We start from the raw sequence: 21,102 nt of genomic DNA, 5'->3' as shown, positions 1-21,102 counted from the left end.
GCGGCAGAGTAGCGATTCTCAGCTGTCGTCGGCCTGCTGCTCCGCGATGCCAGTGTAGTCGGTCGGCGTCAGCGCTTCCAGTTCCGCCCGCACGTCGTCGCTCACGTCGAGGTCTGCGAACATGTCGTGGAAGTCCTCGATGGTAACCTCCCGGCCCCGTGTTGCCTTTTTGACCTGCTCGTAGGCGTCGGCGTACCCCTCGCGCCGGAGGATCGTCTGGACAGCCTCGCCGATGATTTCCGGCGTGGCCGCGAGGTCGTCGGCCATCACCTGCTCGTTGGGGACGACCTTCGCCAGCCCGTTCTGGCACTTACTGTAGCCGATGAGACAGTGGGCGAAGGCGGCCCCGATGTTGCGCTTGACCGTCGAGTCCGAGAGGTCCCGCTGGAGCCGGGAGTTCGTGACGTAGTCCCCGAGGAACACGAGATCGGAGTTCGCCTTCGAGAGATTCCCCTCGCTGTTCTCGAAGTCGATGGGATTGACCTTGTGGGGCATCGTCGAGGACCCCGTTTCGCCCTCGACGGCCTCCTGCCCGAGGTAGCGGTCCGAGACGTACAGCCACACGTCGAGGTCGAGGTCCAGCAGGACGTTGTTCGCGCCACGGAGGGCGTCGAACAGGACCGCGAGGTCGTCACAGGGGTTGACCTGCGTCGTCAGCGGCTCGTGTTCCAGGCCGAGGTCGGCGACGAAGTCCTCGGCGAACGCCGGCCAGTCCACGTCGGGGTAGGCGGCGACGTGGGCCGCGTAGGTCCCCGACGCGCCAGCCAGTTTCCCGGAAAGACCCTCTGCAGCGCGTTCGACGCGGGTGATAGCCCGCCCCAGTCGGGAGGCGTAGACGGCCATCTCCTTGCCGAACGTCGTCGGCGTCGCGGGCTGGCCGTGCGTGCGGGCCAGCATCGGCACGTCGGCGTAGGTGTGGGCCATCTCCACGAGCGCGTCCCGAATCTCGCGGAGTTCCGGGACGAGCACGTCCTCGGCGGCGGGCTTGACGAGCAGCCGCTGGGCGAGGTTGTTCACGTCCTCGCTGGTCAGCCCGAAGTGAATCCAGTTGTCGGCGTCCAGCCCCTCTGGCATGCCCAGCCGGATGAAGTACTCGATGGCCTTCACGTCGTGGTTGGTCGCCGCGTACTCGCCGTACCCTTCCGTCTCCAGTTGCTTGACGACGGCGGCGTCCTCGTCGTCGAACTCCTCGTACAGCGCCCGGAGCGTCGCGCGCTGGTCGTCGTCGATGGAAAGCGGCGTGGCGTCGAGGTCCGCGAGCGCGATGAGATACTCGACTTCGACTTCCACGCGGGCGGACATTAGCGCCCGCTCGCTGGCGTACGGGACGAGCGGTTCGGTGTAGCGGGCGTATCGGCCGTCGAGCGGCGAGACGGTGGCCAGTGGCCCTCTGTCGGTCATACCCGAGTGTGCGCGGGAGGCGCGAAAAAGCGTGTCGTTCTCCTGCAACCGTGACGCGCTGCGGCAGCGACGCGTGACGGCGAAAAAGAGAGAGTCGGGGTTCGGGTGAGGGGGCAGTCGCGCCGTCAGTTGCTGAACTCGTTGCAGACCGGGATACCGACCGTATTGTAGTCGCTCATCGCGGCCAGCTCGTCGGGCACCTGATGGATATCCACCGTGTCCTCGACCAGCGCGGTCGGGTCGAGTTTGCTCGATTCGACCATATCGAGCATTTCGCTGTACCGCGACGGCTGGAGGCCGAGCGACCCTTTAAAGTCGATTTCTTTGGCGACGAACTCGTCGGTCGGGAGCGGCACCATCCCCTCCTCCTCGCTGGTAGTGAGTCCGATCTGGACGTGCGTACCGCCTTTCCGGAGCGAGTTCACCGCGTTCTGACACGTCGTTGCAATACCGAGGGCATCTGCGGATACGTCGGCCCCGCCGTCAGTGATATCTCTGACCTCTTTCGCGGGGTCATCGACCTCCTGTGCGTTGACAGTGGCGACAGCGCCGAGGTCTTCCGCGCGCTCCAGTTTCTCGTCCATCAGATCTACCCCGATGACGTTGCCGCCGAGGGCGTTCGCGATGTGGACCGCCGAGAGGCCGATGCCGCCGCAGCCGTGGATGACAACGTCGTCGCCGGCGCTGACCGGTGCTCGGTGGGCCATCGCGTGGAACGAGGTCATGAACCGACAGCCCATCCCGGCGGCCGACTCGGCGTCGATACCGTCCGGGAGCGGAACGGCGTTGAGGTCGGCGTTGGGAATGTGGACCTCCTCGGCGAACGCGCCGGGCGCCTGGTTCATGAAGCCGAGCCCGATGTGGTTCTCACAGATGTTTTCGCGTCCGTTCCGACAGAGGTCACAGCTCCCGCAGGCGAAGTTGAACGGGATCGCGACCTCCTGTCCTTCCTCGATGTTTTCGACGTTCTCGCCGACAGAGACGATTCGGCCTGTCGGCTCGTGACCGAGGACGTGTGGCGGGTCAGGCCGGTAGCCGAACCAGTCCCAGTCCCCCTGCCAGCAGTGCCAGTCGGACCGACAGATACCACAGCCGATGACCTCTGCGACAGCGCCGTCCGGCTCCGGCTCGGGGCGGTCGACGTCCTGTACTGTCAGCGGCTCCTGAAACTCTTCTAGTAGTACTGCCTGCATTACAGTATTAACATTGGGTATCTTACTAATGAACATTATGGTTTTTAAACTACATAGCTAACGTGCGACGGAGCTACTGAAGCGCCAGTTTTGAGGAATATAGTGCTCTATAAATAAGTCTAATTTCCGTTTACTTCTACGCATACAACGGCCAGCTCCGATACAACGTGTCAGGAGTTTCGACGGTCGCTCACGCCGAAATACCTTCGAGAGAGTGAGGACCTGGTCCCACTAGCGGGTAAGCTTCAACTCAGCCAGCCGTAGTCGCCATCGGCATCGCCAAAGCGGCCGTCCGGCGGATCGAAGCGGTAGAGGTCCTGTCCGAGTGCGACCCACGCGAGGCCGTATGCAGTTGCCGTCGCAGGCTGGACCTCGAATCCGAGGAACGCGATAGTCCCGAGGCCCAGCGCCACGCCAAGCCACGGCGGCTGAATCCGCGTCCTGACGAGACCGGCGGCGACCAGCAGTGACCCGCTGACCAGCATGAGCACGCCGATTCCGATGATTGCCTCGCCGTCGCCGGAGAGGAGACGGACCAGTTGCCCGGCCGCGAAGACGAGACCGCCGAGGCCGCCGGCCCACGCGCCGACGGTCCCGGGTCGTTTCATCCGTGCGCCGTAGAAATCCTCGATGGCATAATGGCCGGCCACGACGCCGAGTGCGGAGACGATGGTTCCAGCGATAATCGGCAGGCTCGTGGCTGTCTGGCCGGTCGCGGACAGCGCCGCGGCCCAGCCGATCCAGACGATACCGCCAACGGCAGCGACCGCGCCAGCGCGCTGACACCGAAGCTTCGCCATACGGGCGAGTTGGCGGCGGGCTACAAATGCGCACCGGACCGATAGACACCGACACCATGGACATAAATAGCGTGGCTCGGTCGCATACCACAATATTCCGAAGGGGGTTTCGCAACAACTTTGCACCGGCCGGTCCGTCGGTCGCACATGAAACTCGCCGGTATGGCCAGCAACCGCGGCCGGAATCTCATGAACATCGCGGACCGCGCCCCGGGTGGGGCGTCCTTCGCTGTCGTTCTGACGAACGACGCGGACGCGCCAGTACTGGAAGCAGCAGCCGAGCGCGGCATCCCAACCGAGGTCGTCGAGCGCGACGGTGACGAGTCGCGCCAGTCCCACGAAGAGCGCGTTCTCGACGCGCTCTCGGAGTACGACTTCGACCTCGTCACGCTGGACGGCTACATGCGCGTCCTCAGCGAGACGTTCCTGGACGAGACACCGACCGCGTTGAACATCCACCCGAGTCTCCTGCCGAACTTCACCGGAGCGAACGCACACGAACAGGTCCTCGACGCCGGTGTGAAGGTGACGGGCTGTACCGTCCACGTCCTCGACGAGAGCGTCGACGGCGGCCCCATCGTCACGCAGGAACCCATTCCCGTCTTCGAAGGTGACGACGAGGACAGCCTCAAAGAGCGCGTGCTCTACGAGGGTGAGTTCACCGCCTACCCCCGGGTCATCGAGTGGTTCGCGGAGGGCCGCGTCAGTATCGACTGGGACGAGGGCACGGTCTCAGTCGAGGGCGACGACGGCGGCGACTTCCCCGCCCGCCGCGTCGTCTCAGACGATCTCGCCGCGAGCCTGCGCTACGGGGAGAACCCACATCAGGACGCCGCGCTGTACACTGATACGACCGTCTCAGAAGCCAGCGTCGTCCACGCCGACCAGCTCAACGAGGGCGCGAAGGCGCTGTCGTACAACAACTACAACGACGCCGACGGCGCGTTGAATCTCATCAAGGAGTTCGAGGAGCCCGCCGCGGCGGTCATCAAGCACACCAACCCGGCCGGCTGTGCGACGGCTGACTCCGTGGCCGACGCCTACGCGAAGGCGCTGTCGACGGACCCAATGAGCGCTTTTGGAGGTATTGTCGCGCTGAACCGCGAATGCGATGCCGCCACCGCCGAGCAGATTATCGACTCTTTCAAGGAAGTCGTCGTCGCGCCCGGCTACACCGACGCCGCGCTAGACGTCCTCTTCGAGAAGGAGAATCTCCGGGCTCTTGACGTGAACGACAACTTCGAGGTTACGGACACGCTGACTGAGAAGCCCCTCGTCGGGGGTCGACTGGTCCAGGAGCGTGACACCCAGCACCTCTCGGCTGACGACCTCGAAGTCGTCACCGAGCGCGAGCCGACCGACGAGCAGATCGAGTCGATGCTGTTCGCCTGGCACACGCTCAAACACGTCAAATCGAACGGCATCCTCTTCGCCGACGGGACGGAGACGGTCGGCATCGGCATGGGGCAGGTCTCCCGTGTCGACGCCGTCCGGCTCGCCGCGATGAAAGCCGACGAACACGCCGAAGGGAAAGACGCGGACGGAGCGGTGATGGCCTCCGACGCCTTCTTCCCCTTCCCTGACGGTATCGAAGAGGCCGCCGACGCCGGTATCGAGGCGGTTATCCAGCCCGGCGGCTCGAAGAACGACGAGAGCGTCATCGAGGCCGCGGACGAACGCGACATGGCGATGGTGTTCACCGGTCAGCGGTCGTTCAGACACGACTGACCAAGAGAAACGAGTGTCTGAACCTCAGTGACAAGTACTGCAAGGCTATCGGCGGCTCACGGCTGAGGGCGGACTTTTTATGATGTGTCGCCGGGCTGACTGTCGGCAACGAAAGAGGTTTCATACCGGCTATTGAACGGGCGACTGATGGCAGACAACGACGACAGGGAGGAGGCTGTCCGCGATGCCGTGGACGTCTCTCGAAGCGGTGCGCCGGCAGGTGGCAGCGTCATCCGTGACCGGTTCTCCGCCGACGAAATCTTCCAGCGTATCATCGTCGCGGCCGACGAGGAGGTGACGTCCGGAACCCGGGAGCTCTTTTTCAGCGGACTCGCCGGCGGCTTCGCTATCACAGTGACGTTCCTGCTGTACGCGTCGCTGTACGGCACGACCGGTGGCGACCCGATACTAAGTGCGCTGCTGTACCCACTCGGGTTCATATTTATTATTCTCGGGGATTACCAGCTGTACACCGAGAACACGCTCCCGCCGGTCGCGCTCGTCCTCGAGCGGCTATCGAGCCTCCCGTCGCTGCTTCGCATCTGGGGTGTCGTGTTGCTTTCAAACGTCTTCGGCGGCATGCTCGGCGCACTCGCACTGGCGACGACGAACGTTCTCTCCGCCGACGCGGCGGCGGCCGCCGCCGGCTTCGCGGAGAAGGCCATCGAGACATCCCAGATAACACTGTTCTCGAAGGCGGTGTTTGCCGGCCTCATCGTCGCTGGCGTCGTCTGGGTCGACTACTCGCTACGGGACAGCATCTCGCGGCTCATGTTGATCTACATCTCGTTCCTTGCGATCCCGTTTGGAAACCTCTACCACGTTGTCGTCTCTGCGACGGAGATGTTCTACCTGGTGTTCATCGGCGAACTGGCACTGTCCGTCGGTCTCTGGCAGTTCGTCCTGCCGGTACTCATCGGTAACTCCGTCGGTGGTGTCGTCCTCGTGACCGTCGTCAACTACTTCCACACGACCGAGCGACGACTCGAAACGGCGCGGGATGAAGGGTCCAAGCGCCAGCTCACTATCCGGGAGTGGATCTGGGGTGGGTGGTCCGCCTCTGGCCGCTCGTACGTGCCGGCAACTGAGGAGATCCCCCGAAGCGATCCGGAATCGCGAGAGAACGAGCGCTGACACAAACCATTTCAACGCCCTCCGGCTATCGTATGTGTGAACTGGATGAGAGATAACCGCCTGCTGCTTCTGTTTGCCGCTGTCGTTCTGACGACACTGGGGGCTGTCGGGCTGGGAATCGTCGGTGTCGTCGCGACAGTCGGAGCGCTTCTCGGCGGCGGCGCGGTTGTCCAGACCGTCGCCGGATTCTTGCTTGGCACACTGTTACTTGTGGGTGTCGACATCGTTTTTTCAGTCGCGCTGGTCCGTGCGCTGGCCCGGCGGGCGTCGGTGCCGAAGAGCCAGCGCGTCGCTGATGGACTCGCCCGTCTCGAAGCCGTCGTCCCACCGCTCGCGTCGTTCAGTCTCTCGGACGTGTTCGCGCCGCCGGAGCCGACCGTCGAGGAGCGACACGAGGTGTTGACGCGCCGGTACGTCGAGGGGGAACTCTCTGAGGCCGAATACGAGCGGGAACTGCGGACGCTTCTCGACGAAGACGAGGACCCGGGGAGGGAACCGCAAGACGCCGCCGGTATCGAAACCGACCTATCGCGGACCACGGCGACCGATGCCGAGTACGAACCGGCCCGGGAATAATACTGAGCGGGTTTTACATGCTCGCCCGACGACGGGTCGAATATGGACACACCTACGTTTCTCGAAGTCGAGGTGGAGCGGGACGCCGTCGCCTCGGTGCTCGACGCCGTCCCCGGCGTCGCTGTTGTCGACGACGCCACTGCTGTCCCCGTATCTGGACTGGAAGGGCCGGATGGAGCCGAGGATTCCGGTCCCAGTCTCACGGACCGTCTCGGGTCGCTATGGCGACAGTGGGGGCTGCTCGGCACTGGGGTGTCGCTTATCGCGCTCGGCGCAGCGACGGCTGGGCTCTGGTGGTACCGCCGCCGAAATGCCGATGAAACTGCTGTCGAGAGCACCGATGAGGACACGTCGGGATGGGCCGCGGAACGTGCAAGCGAGACGCCACCACCGGCTGAGCCGACCGTCGACACGCCATCGCCGGTCGACACGGAGTTCGAGCCGCCAGCAGCGGTCGCAGAAGCCGAGGACACGCCGACTCCGGAGACACAGGAAACTGCGCTGGCCGGAGAGGAGCCACAGACGGAGTCCGGGTACCGGCAGCAGTACAGCGAGGAAGAGACCGAGCCGGCTGGCGTCACCGGCCCGGAGACCCAGACACCAGCGGAGGGGGAGCCAGAGGAGACGGACACGGCAGACCGACCAGGTGCGAAGATCGACCCGGCACCGCTGCTGGGTGCCGCGTTCCTGATTCTGTCGAGCGCGCTCGGTCGGTGGGCCACGCGCGACCGGAGCGAACAGGCGTAATTGTCGCTGCGAGGCCGTGGCGCTAGTCTGGGAAGCGGGCGTTCGGGGCGTCTTCGCGCCGGAGACACGCAACAGTCCGACAGGCTAAAGCGAACGGCTCTGATAGCCCGACCATGGAGTTCCACGAGGCCGCGAACTTCCTCTTCGAGTTGCGCCGGTTCGCCCCACGACCCGGTACTGATGCCACGCAGGACCTGCTCTCGTCGCTCGGTGACCCACAGGAGGGACTTCGCTGCGTCCAGATTGCGGGGTCCAACGGGAAGGGGTCCACCGCGCGGATGGTCGAACGAACGTTGCGGGAAGCCGGCCTCGATGTCGGGCTGTACACCTCGCCGCATCTCGACGACGTGCGCGAGCGGATTCGTATCAACGGCCGGAAACTCTCCGAGGCCGCCCTCGTCGAGTTCGTTGAAGCGATCCGGACGTACGTGACCGAACAGGGCGCGGCCAACGACTCGCCTACCTTCTTCGAGACGATGACCGCGATGGCGCTGTGGGAGTTCGACCGTCAGGACGTAGACGTCGCGGTGCTGGAAGTCGGTATCGGCGGTCGGTACGACGCTACAAGCGTGGTCGACCCAGTCGCCAGCGCTGTCACGTCCGTAACGCTCGAACACACAGACATTCTCGGCGATACTGTCGCGGAAATCGCCCACGACAAGGCCCACGTCGCCCCCGAAGACGCTCCACTGGTGACCGGAACGACCGGCGACGCGCTCGCGGCCGTCCGCGAGGTTGCCGGCGATGTTGTGACTGTCGGAGAGGGCGACGACGACGTGACGGCGACGTATAACGGTCGCGAGGGACTGGAAGGGTCGGTCTCGGTCGACGGTTCCGACTGGAGCGTCGATACCTACCTCCCGCTGCTGGGCGCACACCAGGCGCAGAACGCCGGAATCGCAGCCACGCTGTGCCAGCAAGTCGCGGACATCTCACAGACGGACCTCGAACGGGGCCTGCGAAACGCCCACTGGCCCGGTCGGTTCGAGGTGATGAACGAGTCGCCACTGGTCGTTCTCGACGGGGCACACAACCCCGGAAGCATCGAGCGCACCGCCGAAACGCTGTCCTCGTTCGACTACGACGACCTCCACGTCGTCATCGGCGCGATGGTCGACAAGGACCACGAGCGCATCGCCGCGGCGTTACCGGACCCGGACCACGTCGTCGCCTGCCAGCCCAACGTCGACCGGGCGGAGTCTCACCGCGTTGTCGCGGCCGCAGTGGAGAACGCGACCGACGCGACGGTCGAGACGCGCAGCGACGTTGCGGGGGCGCTGGATATCGCACTCGACGCCGCGGAAGCAGGCGATGCGGTCCTCGTGGTTGGGTCGCTGTACGCTGTGCGGGAGGCCCGGACCAACTGGTCGCGCTCGCTGGTCCCCAAACAGGTCGACTCGCTGGCCGAGGCCCGCGAGACCATGGAGAGCGCCCACGTTACCGCGGCCGGGACCCAGCGGATGCGAGGCAAGGGCGTCCACCGCGTCCTGCGCACCCGCGTCCAGCCGCGACAGGCCCAGTATCTCAAGGAGGAACTGCTGTCGCTGGGCGGCGAATGTGCGATTTCCGGCCTGAGCGGTCAGGACGAGGAAGCCATCGATGTGGTCATGATGGCGACGATGGCGCAGTACAGACGCCTCGCGGAGAAGTTGGACGGCCAGTCCGACGGGCTCGCGTCGTTCGCCGACGAGCTACGGGCCGCGCTGTCTATCCAGCAGCCCGAGCGGGATACGTCGACAGTGTATCCCTGGGACGACAGCACGGCAGTCATGGGCATCTGCAATATCACGCCGGACTCCTTCCACGACGGCGGCGAGTACAACGCCGTCGAGGACGCTGTCGCCCGCGCCGAGCAAATGGTCGAGGCCGGCGCGGACATTCTCGACATCGGCGGGGAGTCGACCCGACCCGGTGCCGAACCGGTCCCGGTCGAGGAGGAAATTGACCGCGTCGTCCCGGTTATCGAGGCGCTTTCGGAGCTGGACGTCGCCATCTCCGTCGACACGCGGAAGGCCCCCGTCGCGCGGGCGGCACTCGACGCCGGGGCAGACATCCTGAACGACGTGTCCGGGCTGGAAGACCCCGAGATGCGACTCGTCGCCGCCGAGTACGACGTGCCGGTGGTCGTGATGCACTCCATCGAGACGCCGGTCGACCCGGATAGCGACATCCACTACGACGATGTGGTCGAGGACTGTATTGACCAGTTGACCGAGCGTGTCTTGCTCGCCGAAAAGGCCGGACTCGACCGCGACCAGATTATCGTCGACCCGGGCATCGGCTTCGGAAAGTCGGCCACAGAGAGCTTCGAACTACTCGACCGACTGCCAGAGTTCGAGGCGCTTGGCTGCCCTATTCTGGTCGGACACTCTCACAAGTCGCTGTTCAGGCTGGCCGGACAGGAAGCGGGCGACTGTCTGGAGGCGACCATCGCCGGGACGACGCTGGCGGCCGAACGAGGGGCCGATATCGTTCGTGTCCACGACGTCCCGGAGAACGTTGCTGCCGTTCGCGTCGCCGAGGCGGCCCGTGATCCACAGAAGTTCGAGGACTGAGTCGGCCAGCCAAACAGACAGTTGGACAACCGCCAGACTATACCGCCATACCCGGATATTCCCTCCAATTATTTATGTTTCTCAACGATGAGAATTAGGGGCGAACATATAACCCTTATGTCGGTTGACTCCTCGCCATGGCATTTCAGAGCGAAAGTACAAGCTCTCGAAAACGGATCACTAAATCTGATAGGGCTGGCGTCGATGGCGGGACACTGACAGACCGTATCGGACTGGACGCCGGGGAGATACGCTGGCGAAAGGAGTTCACTGGGTTTGACGAGTCGGATGTCGACAATCTCACCGCGATGGCGGACGAGACGAACGCCCGGGCCGAATCTGTCGTCGACGATTTCTACGATCATCTCCAGTCGTACGATGAAACCGTCGAGATCTTCGGGCGGTCCACCAAGTCAGTCGACCAACTCAAGAACACGCAGACGCAGTACCTCCGGGACCTCGTCGCCGGGAGCTACGACAAACAGTACTTCGAGAACCGGGCCCGTATCGGGAAGATTCACGATATGCTCGACCTCGGGCCGAAAATCTATCTCGGGGCCTACAGCATCTATTTCGAGCACTTCTTGCGGACAATTGTCGAGGACCTGCAATCGGGCGACGCTGCCCGGGACGAAGCGCTCGAAGAAATGCAGTCGCGGGCGCTCTCCGTGTTCAAACTCCTCAATCTCGACCAGCAGGTCGCGATGGACACCTACATCGACTCGTACAGCCAGCGGCTCGAATCGGCAATCGATGACCAGCAGGCGCTGATGGAGGAGGTCGAGAGCGGGCTCCAGGAACCCATCGACGAACTGAGCACCTCCGCTGAGGCGGTCGCTCAGACGAACAAGCAGATCACTGCGACAGCCGAGACCCAATCCGAGTCGATGGACGAGGTGGCGGGCGAGGTCGCGGATATGAGCGCGACCATCGAGGAGATTGCGTCGACCGCCGAGGAAGTCGCGAGTACCAGCACGTCAGCTGAACAGAAGGCTGCACGTGGGAACGAAGCCGCACAGCAGGCTGCGGCCATGATGAACGACGTCGACGACGCCGTCGATACGGTTTCGGAAGATATCGCGGGCTTACAGGAGCAGGCCGACGAAATCGATGACATCGTCGAAGTGATAAACGACATCGCGGACCAGACGAACATGCTCGCGCTGAACGCCTCCATCGAAGCCGCACGCGCCGGCGAGGCGGGCGATGGGTTCGCCGTCGTCGCCGACGAAATCAAGACGCTCGCCGGGGATTCACAGGAACACGCGAACCGGATCGAAGACACCGTCACGGAGATTCAGGACGAGACCGTCGACGCCGTCGAGAGCCTCGAAACCGTGACCGAACAGGTGACGGAGGGCATCGATCAGGTCGAGACGGCAGCTGAACGGCTCGAAGAGATTGTTTCGGCGGTCAACGAGGCGTCACAGGGCATTCAGGAGGTCTCTGCGGCGACCGACGACCAGGCGGCGTCGACAGAAGAAGTCGCCAGCATGATCGACGAGCTGTCGAGCGGTATCGACGATATGTCGGCACAGCTCGACGACCTTGCAGCGACGAACGAACGGCAGACAGAGAAGATACAGGACGTGGCCGAGACCGCTCGTCGACTCGACACCGAACGGCGCAACTTCGATTCCCGCTGAGCCACGTAGTGTTGTGGTGCCCGGGTTGTACCCGCTCCCACACCACCCAAAGAGCTATTCCGGACTGTCGAGAGCACCGCGTATGAATCGACGCGACATCGTCCGCGAGGGCTACGACGATATCGCCGCGACCTACGCGACCGAGCGTGACGGTGAGGGTCGCGAGCGCGATCTGGTCGCAAGCCTCGCGGATCGCCTGCCTGCCGAAAGCCGGGTTCTCGATGCCGGCTGTGGCGCCGGAACGCCCGCGATGGACAGTCTCGCAGCCGAGCACACTGTCACCGGACTGGACATCTCTCGCGAGCAGCTACGAACGGCGCGCGAGCGGGTCCCCGGACCGCGGCTCTGTCAGGGGGACCTGGCAGCGCTGCCGTTCCCAGCAGACACGTTCGATGCGGTCGTCTCACTGCACGCGGTCATCCACGTTCCGCGAGCGGAACACGCTGCCGTCTTCGCCGAGTTCGAACGCGTGCTCGAGCCGGGCGGTCGACTCCTGGCCGCGCTGGGCGACGAACAGTGGGCGGGCACCAACGAGAACTGGCTGGGGACCGATACCGAGATGGCCTGGAGCTTCTACGGGCGCAGTCGCAATCGCGAGCTACTGACTGAGGCCGGCTTCTCCGTCACCGGTGTCGAAACCGTCGACGACGAACTCGGTGGGGTGTTCGCGTTTTTCCGGGCGCGAGCGTAATCCCATCTCTGCTCACTCCGTCTCGGCCGGCGGCTCGACGGCCTCGGCCTCCGTCTCTGTCACGCGGATGCCCTTTGAAGCGAGGTGGCGCATCTGCCGGCGGACGAAGTCCTCTTCAGTCGTCCCTCGCGTCGCGAGAATGACCATCCGGGCGTCGCCGGCGGGGCGCATCGTTCGACCGGCCCGCTGTGCGCCCTGGCGGCGGGACCCGCCAAGCCCGGAGGCGACGATGGCGAGTTCGGCGTCCGGCAGGTCAATACCCTCGTCGCCGACGCGGGAGACGACCAGCGTGTCGAGTTCGCCCCGGCGGAACTCGTCAAACAGCTTCTCTCGGCGAGCGTGTGGCGTTTCACCGCTGATAAATGGTGCGTCGATGGCCTCGCTGATGGCCTCACCCTGATCGAGATACTCGATGAACACCAGCGCCTTCGCGGCGTGGTTCTCGGCCAGCGCGTAGCGAATCTCGTCTACCTTCCCGGTGTTGCTGGCGGCGGCCTGCCGGCGGTCGTGGCCCGACGTGGAACTGTACTCTGACTGTTCGGTCTCGTTGCCCCACGGCACGAGGCGGATTTCGACCTCCGGCTCGGAGACGTACCCCTCGTCGAACAGTTTGCCCCAGTCGGTCCCAATTGGCGGGCCGACGAGCGTGAATATCTCCTCCTCGTCGTCGCTCTCGCGGGTCGGCGTCGCGGTCAGGCCCAGGCGGTGTTTGGTCTGGAGGTCCGCGCTCCGCCGGTGGATGGGCGAGGGGACGTGGTGGACCTCGTCGTAGACGATGAGCCCCCACTTGCGCTGGTCGAACAGTTTCCGGTGGCGGTCCATGCCGGCGGTGCGGTAGGTGGCGATGGTGACCGGGCAGATGGACTTCTCGCCGCCGTGGTACTCGCCGATGTCGTCGTCAGTGAGCGAGGTGTGCCGGACCAGTTCGTCGCGCCACTGGGTCGCGAGTTCGCGCGAGGGGACGAGAATTAGCGTCTCGCCGCCAATAGCGGCCATCGCACCCATCGCGGCGACGGTCTTGCCCGACCCCGGCGGGCCGACGAACACGCCCGAGCCCTGCTCGGTGAACCGCTCCACCCAGTCCTGCTGGTAGTCCCGCAGGCGCAGGCGCAGATCCATCTCGATAGCGTCGCCCGTTTCGAGGTCGCGGTCGTCCCGAACCGGATAGCCCGCCTCGTACAGTGTGCGCTTGATTTCGGCGGTCGCGTCCTCGTTGACCCACGACTCCGAGTCGGAGATGGGGGCCCGGAGGTGGTCGTCGTCGAGTTTCGGCCGGGCGACGTTGCCCATCAGATCGTCGCTTTCGGCTTCGAGCACGACGTAGCCGTCCTCGTGGGTCTTCAGGCGGAACTTCCGGGCGCGCTCCCACTGGCTCGTCACCCACTCTTCGAGGTGTGGCGAGCGTTCGCCCAGCACGTCTCGCATCGTCGCGAGCAGGTCCTCCAGAGACTCGTGGGGTGCAGCCCAGATGTCCTCCTCGCGGAGTTCGTACACGTAGCCGCCCGAGCGGTTGGTGTCCTGCAGTCGGGCGAACTGCGAGAGTTGCGCACGCGTGAACTGGTCGGGGTGTTCGACCACCACTTCACGGCGGTCGGGAAACAGGACGACGCGCTCGCGGTCGGTCACTTCTGCGATGTCCGTCGGATACCATACAGACTCGACTTCGGACACGTCCTGGCGCTCGATGTCGCCGTCGTCGGCGATCCCCTCCAGTGCCGCCCGCGCCTCGTCGGGCGTCAGATCCGTTTTGCGGGAGAGCTCCGTCGCCGTCAGATGTGGGCGGCCGACAGCATCGATGGCGTCGTAGACGGCGTCGAGTTCGAGTTCCGTGGTGGCATCCGAGTCGTCGTCTCGGTCAGCTGGCTCCTCGACTGTCACTACCGAGTGGAGGGGACCGACGCTCAAACGGGTTTCGTCTGGACAATCCCTGACGCGGCTGCGAATACATACCTTAATATAGCGCCACCTAGACGTGCCGGCATGGTTGAGGGAATCGCGGCTGGACCGTGGTCTATCGTCCCTGCGCTCGTCGCCATCGGTCTCGCCTGGTACACCCGTGACGCCCTTATCGGGCTGTTCGTGGGCATCGTCATCACAGGCGTGCTGGTCGGCGCATTACACCCCCAGGCTGTCGGGGTCCCGTCGGACCTGATCACCGCTGGCGGTGAGGTGGCCACCGTCCAGCCACAGGCCGAGGACGGGAGTCCCTGGACAGTCGGCGTCGGTGGCATCGTACTCGGAGCGATCTTCGGGCTGAAGCTCGTGCCGGAAATCATCGCCACGGCCCCGCTGTTCGGGGAATGGTACGTGAAGAACGTCCTCCTCGCCATCTTCGCCATCGGCGGGCTGATCGGACTGATGATTCGAGCTGGGGCGATACAGGGCGTGCTGGAGTCGCTGGTGGCGCGGGCCGACTCCGCCGCAGACGCCGAGAAGGCCGCTTTCCTGGCCGGTATCGCCATCCATATCGACGACTACTTCAACTGCCTCGTGGTCGGCTCGATGATGCGGCCGCTGACCGACAAGTTCGACGTTTCGCGGGCTAAACTGGCCTACTACGTCGACTCAGCGGGGTCGCCAGCGTCACGGCTCGCGTTCTACTCGACGTGGGGCGCGGCGATGGTCGGCTTCATCGGTGGCGGTCTCGTCGAGGCACAGCAGCAGGGGACGCTCCCGTCGGGCATGACCAACTTCGTCAACACCGGCGGCGAGCAGGTCACTGCGGCGACCGGGGCTGTCTGGCCGCTGTTTTTCAACACGCTGTTTACCGGCTTCTACTCGTGGATTGCGCTCGGCCTCGCTGGCCTTGTCGCGTGGCAGGTCGTGCCAAACATCTACGGGATGGGGACCGAAGAGACCCGGGCGAGAAGCGAAGGGAAGGTCGTCGGAGACGACGCAGACCCGATGATTTCCGCAGAGATGGACGAATACGAGGTGGCCGAAACCGCCACACCGGACTGGCGGAACTTCGCCTGGCCGATCCTCACGATGATTGTCGTCGGCCTCGGCGCGATGTTCTGGCGAGCCAGCCCCGTCATCTACGTCAAGGGGAAGGAAGGGATGGGGACCACACTGCTCCAGCTCGGCAGTTGGCAGCTAATCACGCCGCCGAGCGGGCCGTGGGCGTTCAACATCGGCGGCGTCCAGCTCGGTCTGGCCTCGTTCTCCGCGCTCATCGTCGCCTTCCTGCTGTATCGCTGGAAGGGCGACATCCCGTCCAACGACGACGCGACCGATGCGATGATGGTCGGCTTCAAAGGCATCCTCCTCGCGGCTGTCATCCTGATGTTCGCCAGTTCCATCCAGAACGCGGTGACGATACTGGGCATCTCGTCGTTCGTGACGAACGTCTTCGGCGGCGTGCCTGCGTTTGTCATTCCGGTCGGTGTCTTCCTCGTAACCTCGTTTGTCAGCTTCTCAGACGGGTCGTCGTGGTCGACCTACGGGATCATGTTCCCCATCGCCATCCCGCTGGCGTTCTCGACGGGTGCGAACCTCCCGCTCGTCCTCGGCGCGGTGTTCAGCGGCGGCATCTTCGGCGACCATACCTCACCCATCAGCGACACGACCGTGCTGGCGTCGTCGACGAGCGGAAGCGACCACATGGTTCACGTCAGAAGTCAAGCACCCTATGCCCTCATCGCGGCTGGTATCGCGGCCGTGTTGTTCCTCGTGTTCGGGCTGGTGCTTCCCGAAGGGTTCCGCGTCATCCCGTACTGACTGGCGGCAATTTGTCCACGTCGCCAGCGCGTCTGAGCGACGTTCCGATTAGAAAAGACCGGTATCTTCGATTTGCTTCTCGTAGAGGTCCTCATACTCTGCTCGGACCTGCGCGTGGTCGAACTCGGCACAGGATTCGTCGACCGTCCGGCGCTCGAATCCGGCTGATTCAGCGATTTTGTCGGCGATTTCCTGCGGGTTCGTCACTCGGAACGCACGGTTGCGCTGCTCGATGAGTTCGTGGGCTGATGACTCAGCCTGGTACTCCACGATGCCGATACAGCCACAGGCCATCGCCCAGAGGAGGTCGGTAGCGAAACACTCGCGAAACGCCGTCTGGACGAACACGTGCGCGCCCTTGTAAATCGAGACGCGCTCCTCTACGTCGCACGCACCGACGAAGGTCACGCGGTCGTCGATGCGGAGGTCGGCGGCCTCCTGTTCGTAGTACGCTCGCTCGGGGCCGTCGCCGATGATCGTCGCCGACCAGCCCTTCTGTCTGAGTTCCGCCAGCCCGAGCAGCAGCGACTCGACGTTCGCGCTGCCGTCCAGTCGGTGGGCGTACACCACGTCGATCTCCTCGCCGGCATCGGTCTCTCTAACGAGGTCCATGTCGATGCTCTGTGGGAGAATCGTGGTCTGGTCCGCCGTCGCTCCCCGCTCGCGGACTCGCGTGCGGACGAGTTCGGACGGTGTGACGAGGCAATCCGACGCGCGGAGCGCGAGGTCGGCCCGGCGGCTCTCGGGCACGTCCTCGTCCCCATACCACTCCGTGAGAAGCGGCGCGCGAGACAGCGTTGCACCGGCCTTGGCCGCGAGTGCGACCGACGACGGCGTCGGGTGGACGTGGACGACATCTGGACGGAACCGGGCGAGCATGACCGGCAGGCGGACACAGAAGGAGGGGGTGGTCGGCGAGACGGTGACGGCACGGTAGGTGACGCCGTCGCGCTCGCGCTGATTATCGAATCCCGACCACCACTGCGAACAGAACACTGTCACGTCGTGGCCGGCAGCGGCGAGTTCGGTAGCCACCCGCTCTAGCCGGATCCGGCCCACTGTGTCCCGGTACTGACTCGTCTCCATGGCGACGACCGCGACACGCATACAGGAGCGACAACGTGGCCGCTCAAAAATCCACCCGTTCGCGGTTGACGACGACAGATGGCGGATTAGCCGTCGGAACTGTCGTTCGACTGGATGTTTATTACAGCGACTCTGCAACGTGTCAGTGTATGAGCGATGATGACGACCTCGAAGCGGAAGTACGGGACCTCCGCGCCGAGGTCGATGCCCTCCAGACACGCATCACCGCCCTGGAATCGAAACTGGACACCGACCCGCCTCCGTCTGTCGGGGACGAAACTGCAACCACTGAAGCGGACACAGCGGCTCCCGGATCGGAGCCCACAGAAAATTCGGGGACAGCGCCAGAGACCGGCGAGACAGCCGTCAGCGACGCGCCTGTCGACGAGCGGAACTGGGAGCGCGACATCGGGATGAAGTGGCTCGGCGGGGTCGGCGGGCTCGCGCTGGTGGTCGGCGTTGTCTTCTTCATTCGTCTGGCCATCGAAGCGGGCTACCTCGGCCCGCTCGGGCGTGTGCTCACCGGCACAGCAGGCGGGCTCATACTGCTCGCAGGCGGTCGATACGCCGCCGAGCGGCAGGGCTACGGCCGATGGGGTCGGCTCGTCGCGGGGACCGGCCTCGCCATCGCGTATTTCAGCGTCTACGCGGCCTACGGTTTCGAGTCGTATCGAGCCGCCATCGGAGCGCCGCTGTGGGTGGTTCTGCTGGTTCTGACAGCTCTCGTGGCCGCCACAGCGGTTGTCTCGGTGCGGGACCACGCACCGGCTGTCGCCGGTGAGGCGTTCCTGCTGGGATACGTCACGGCCTACGTCGGACTCGACGCCGCATCCTTCGTCGTCTCGCCGGCCTACGTCGTGCTTCTCACGGCCGGGCTGGTGACCATCGCCGTCGTCCGGCCGTGGAGCCGGCTCGTCCTCGGCAGCGTCCTCCCGGCCTACGTGCTCCACCTCGCGTGGCTGGAGCGGCTGGAGCCGCCAGAGGCAGTCGCCACCGCTGTTCTCGTCGCGACGTTCGCCGTCTACGCCGCTGGTGTGTACGTGCTCCGTGCGAGCGACCGAACGGACCGATGGCACCGCCGACTGGTGGAGGCAACGACCGGGCTCAACGCCGTGTTCGCCGTAATCCTGCTGGAAGACGTCGTTCGTCGGCTCATCCCGACAGCGCCAGACGGGGTGGCTGTCGGCGCAGTCGGACTCGCCCTCGGCGGCGTCTACGCCGTCACGGAGTCACGCCTCGGACAGCAAGACAGCGTGGCTGGGGTGCTGGCCGTCGTGCTACTCGCCGTCAGCGTCGTCCTCGCGGCCGACCCGTTCCTCGCGACCGCCGGGCTTCTCGGCCTGCTCTGTGGAGCGCTGACAGTCGGGTCCCGCCGCGACGCGAGAGCGGTTCGGCTCGGCGGGCACCTCGTTGCCGTCGGGACCGTCGCCAAACTGCTCGCCGTGGACGCGACCGAATTACCGCCGTTCTCGCTCGCGGACCCGCTGGCGACCGCGATGGGGCGACCAGCCGCATACCTGCTGGGAATCGCGGTCTTCTACGCGCTCGGTCGGTGGTTCGGCGGCGTATCGGCGACGGTGCCAAGCACTGACCGCGAACTCTCGGTGGCTGCGCCGTACGCCTGGACGGCGACCGGGCTCGCGGTGGTGCTTCTGGGACTGGAGCTTTCGGGGGCGGGGCTGTCGGTTGCGTGGGCCGTCCTGGGGCTCGCGTTCGTCGGGGTTGGCCTCGCGCTGGACGACCGCAGTCGTCGGCTCCGGGGCGTCGTCGTCCTCGGCCTGGTGACGACCAAGGTGTTCCTCTACGACACGCAGGGGCTCGATACGCTCGCCCGGACCCTCTCGTTCCTCGTACTGGGTGGCATCCTCCTCGTCGCCTCGTACGCGTACGCCCGCTGGCAGGGTGAGGAGCCACTCAAGCGACTCTCTGGATAACAGCCGCCGCGTTCCGCTGAATCAGACCACGGCCGCCACAAAGGGTTTTGCCGGTCGCTACCCTCCCTCCCGGTGTGACCGCGTACGACCTCTCTCGCTATCTGAACGTCCGGAGCGCCTACGGCAGTTCGTTCGCGCCGGACGGAACGCTCGCCTTCCTGATGAACACGACCGGCGTCGCCCAGCTCTGGTCGCTGTCGGAGCCCCGCGGCTGGCCCGAACAGTTGACGTTCTACGACGACACCGTGAGCTTCGTCGACTACTCGCCCGAGCGCCAGGAACTCGTCTTCGGCATGGACGAGGGCGGCAACGAGCGGGCCCAGCTGTACCGTCTGGACGACGACGGGCGCGTCCACGAACTCACCGGGATGCCCGACGCGAAACACCGCTGGGGCGGCTGGTCGCCGGACGGCGAGCAGTTTGCCTTCGCCTCGAACCGCCGCGACGAGTCCGTCTTCGACATCTACGTCCAGGACCGCGACGCGACCGGCGGCGACGCGGAGCGGGTCTGGGAGGGCGACGGCTGGCTCTCCGTGGGCGGGTTCTCGCCCGACGGCGAGCGACTGTTAGTCAGCGAAGCCCACTCCAGTTTCGACCAGGACATCTACGTGCTAGACATCGACAGCGAGAGCCTCACGCACCTCACGCCACACGAGGGGACGGTCCGCTACACGAGCGCGTCGTGGGGACCAGACGGCGAGGCGGTGTATCTCGTCACCGATGCCGAGAGCGACACGCTCGAACTCGCCCGCCTCTCGCTTGAGGGTGACCTCGACATCGTGCGCTCGGACGACCAGTGGAACATCGACGGCGTCGCACTGGACAAAGACAGCGGTCGCCTCGTGTGCTCACGCAACGTCGACGGCTTCAACCAACTCACCGTCGGCGAACTGACGGGGCCGACCACGGTCGAGACGTTCCCGACGCCGGACCTGCCGGGCGGGCTGGCCGGCGGCGTCTCCTGGGGACCCGATGCCGAACGGTTCGCCGTCAGCGTCACCGGGCGGACGGTCAACACTAACGTGTTCGTCGTGGAGGCCGAGACCGGCGAGAGCGAGCAGTGGACGGCCGCCTCGACGGCCGGCATCCCGCGTGAGACGTTCATCGAGCCAGACGTCGTCCGGTTCGAATCCTTCGACGGGCGAGAGATTCCGGCGCTGTTCTCGCTGCCGGACGGTGCAGCCGGCGGGACCGGGGCTGGCGGAGACACCCCAGTCATTGTCGACATCCACGGCGGCCCGGAGAGCCAGCGCCGCCCGTCGTTCTCGGGCCTGACCCAGTACTTCCTCTCGCGGGGCTACGCCGTCTTCGAGCCCAACGTCCGGGGGTCGACCGGCTACGGGAAGGCCTACACGCACCTCGACGACGTGGAAAAACGGATGGACTCGGTGAAAGACCTGCGGGCCGGCGTCGACTGGCTCCACGACCAGCCGGCCGTCGACCCCGACAAAATTGTGGCGATGGGCGGGTCCTACGGTGGGTTCATGGTGCTTGCGGCGCTGACCGAGTACCCGGACCTCTGGGCGGCCGGCGTCGACGTGGTCGGCATCGCCAACTTCGTGACGTTTCTGGAGAACACCGGCGACTGGCGGCGGGAACTCCGTGAGGCCGAATACGGGTCTCTCGAGACGGATCGGGAGTTCCTCGAATCCATCTCGCCGATCAACAACGTCGACCGCATCGACGCGCCCCTGTTCGTCCTCCATGGGGCAAACGACCCGCGCGTCCCGGTCAGCGAGGCCGAACAGATCGCCGAGCAGGCCGCCGAGCGGGGCGTTCCCGTGGAGAAACTCGTCTTCGACGACGAAGGCCACGGCATCAGCAAACGCCAGAACCGAATCGAAGCGTACACCGCCGTCGTCGAATTCCTCGACGACCACGTCTGAGCGTT

15 protein-coding genes are annotated in these 21,102 nt (G+C 65.1%); 10 read left to right on the top strand and 5 right to left on the bottom strand.

Annotated features, from left to right (window positions below):
- Positions 1–18: 18 nt before the first annotated feature.
- The 3 genes from BVU17_04595 to BVU17_04585 all read right to left on the bottom strand — a co-directional run bounded on the left by BVU17_04595 (position 19) and on the right by BVU17_04585 (position 3,394).
- The gene (locus BVU17_04595; GenBank protein ID AUG46831.1) at positions 19–1,401 is read right to left on the bottom strand and encodes an adenylosuccinate lyase; all 1,383 of its coding nucleotides are present in this window, start codon (positions 1,399–1,401) and stop codon (positions 19–21) included.
- 125 nt (positions 1,402–1,526) lie between these two features.
- Positions 1,527–2,594 (bottom strand): alcohol dehydrogenase, encoded by a 1,068-nt coding sequence (locus BVU17_04590; protein ID AUG46830.1) that lies wholly within the window; start codon positions 2,592–2,594, stop codon positions 1,527–1,529.
- A gap of 245 nt (positions 2,595–2,839) precedes the next feature.
- A complete protein-coding gene (locus BVU17_04585) occupies positions 2,840–3,394 on the bottom strand; it encodes a hypothetical protein (GenBank protein AUG46829.1) in 555 nt (184 codons plus the stop codon).
- A 147-nt stretch (positions 3,395–3,541) separates the two neighbouring features.
- Here BVU17_04585 and BVU17_04580 point away from each other — a divergent pair, with 147 nt between their 5' ends.
- From BVU17_04580 to BVU17_04550, 7 genes are all read left to right on the top strand, one after another.
- Complete coding sequence (locus BVU17_04580; GenBank protein ID AUG46828.1) at positions 3,542–5,122, top strand: phosphoribosylglycinamide formyltransferase; 1,581 nt, start codon at positions 3,542–3,544, stop codon at positions 5,120–5,122.
- 147 nt (positions 5,123–5,269) lie between these two features.
- A complete protein-coding gene (locus BVU17_04575; protein ID AUG46827.1) occupies positions 5,270–6,256 on the top strand; it encodes a transporter in 987 nt (328 codons plus the stop codon).
- A gap of 36 nt (positions 6,257–6,292) precedes the next feature.
- Positions 6,293–6,832 (top strand): hypothetical protein, encoded by a 540-nt coding sequence (locus tag BVU17_04570; GenBank protein AUG46826.1) that lies wholly within the window; start codon positions 6,293–6,295, stop codon positions 6,830–6,832.
- 42 nt (positions 6,833–6,874) lie between these two features.
- A complete protein-coding gene (locus BVU17_04565) occupies positions 6,875–7,579 on the top strand; it encodes a hypothetical protein (GenBank protein ID AUG46825.1) in 705 nt (234 codons plus the stop codon).
- A 113-nt stretch (positions 7,580–7,692) separates the two neighbouring features.
- On the top strand, positions 7,693–10,134 hold the full coding sequence (locus tag BVU17_04560; GenBank protein AUG46824.1) for a dihydropteroate synthase: 2,442 nt from the start codon (positions 7,693–7,695) through the stop codon (positions 10,132–10,134).
- Positions 10,135–10,271: 137 nt separating this feature from the next.
- Entirely contained in the window at positions 10,272–11,780 is a 1,509-nt protein-coding gene (locus BVU17_04555) for a methyl-accepting chemotaxis protein (GenBank protein ID AUG46823.1), read from the top strand.
- A gap of 82 nt (positions 11,781–11,862) precedes the next feature.
- On the top strand, positions 11,863–12,471 hold the full coding sequence (locus tag BVU17_04550) for a methyltransferase type 11 (GenBank protein ID AUG46822.1): 609 nt from the start codon (positions 11,863–11,865) through the stop codon (positions 12,469–12,471).
- A gap of 12 nt (positions 12,472–12,483) precedes the next feature.
- Here BVU17_04550 and BVU17_04545 read toward each other — a convergent pair whose 3' ends face one another.
- Complete coding sequence (locus tag BVU17_04545) at positions 12,484–14,349, bottom strand: helicase (protein ID AUG46821.1); 1,866 nt, start codon at positions 14,347–14,349, stop codon at positions 12,484–12,486.
- A 102-nt stretch (positions 14,350–14,451) separates the two neighbouring features.
- On the opposite strand from BVU17_04545, the gene BVU17_04540 reads away from it, so the two are divergent.
- Positions 14,452–16,191, top strand: a complete 1,740-nt coding sequence (locus BVU17_04540; GenBank protein ID AUG46820.1) for a sodium:proton antiporter — start codon at positions 14,452–14,454, stop codon at positions 16,189–16,191.
- 48 nt (positions 16,192–16,239) lie between these two features.
- Here BVU17_04540 and BVU17_04535 read toward each other — a convergent pair whose 3' ends face one another.
- On the bottom strand, positions 16,240–17,298 hold the full coding sequence (locus tag BVU17_04535) for a glycosyl transferase family 1 (GenBank protein ID AUG46819.1): 1,059 nt from the start codon (positions 17,296–17,298) through the stop codon (positions 16,240–16,242).
- 128 nt (positions 17,299–17,426) lie between these two features.
- Between BVU17_04535 and BVU17_04530 the strand changes: the two genes are divergently transcribed.
- Together BVU17_04530 and BVU17_04525 are read left to right on the top strand one after the other, a co-directional pair.
- Positions 17,427–19,211: a hypothetical protein gene (locus BVU17_04530; protein ID AUG46818.1), complete on the top strand. Its 1,785-nt coding sequence runs from the start codon at positions 17,427–17,429 to the stop codon at positions 19,209–19,211.
- 74 nt (positions 19,212–19,285) lie between these two features.
- Positions 19,286–21,097 carry a S9 family peptidase gene (locus tag BVU17_04525; GenBank protein AUG46817.1) on the top strand — a complete coding sequence of 604 codons (1,812 nt, stop codon included), beginning with the start codon at positions 19,286–19,288 and terminating at the stop codon, positions 21,095–21,097.
- The last annotated feature ends 5 nt before the right edge of the window (positions 21,098–21,102 follow it).

The sequence above is a fragment of the Haloarcula taiwanensis genome, assembly GCA_002844335.1.
Lineage (GTDB): Archaea > Halobacteriota > Halobacteria > Halobacteriales > Haloarculaceae > Haloarcula > Haloarcula taiwanensis.
Note: the sequence above shows the minus strand (reverse complement) of the source record. Positions and strands in the feature narration are given on the sequence as shown.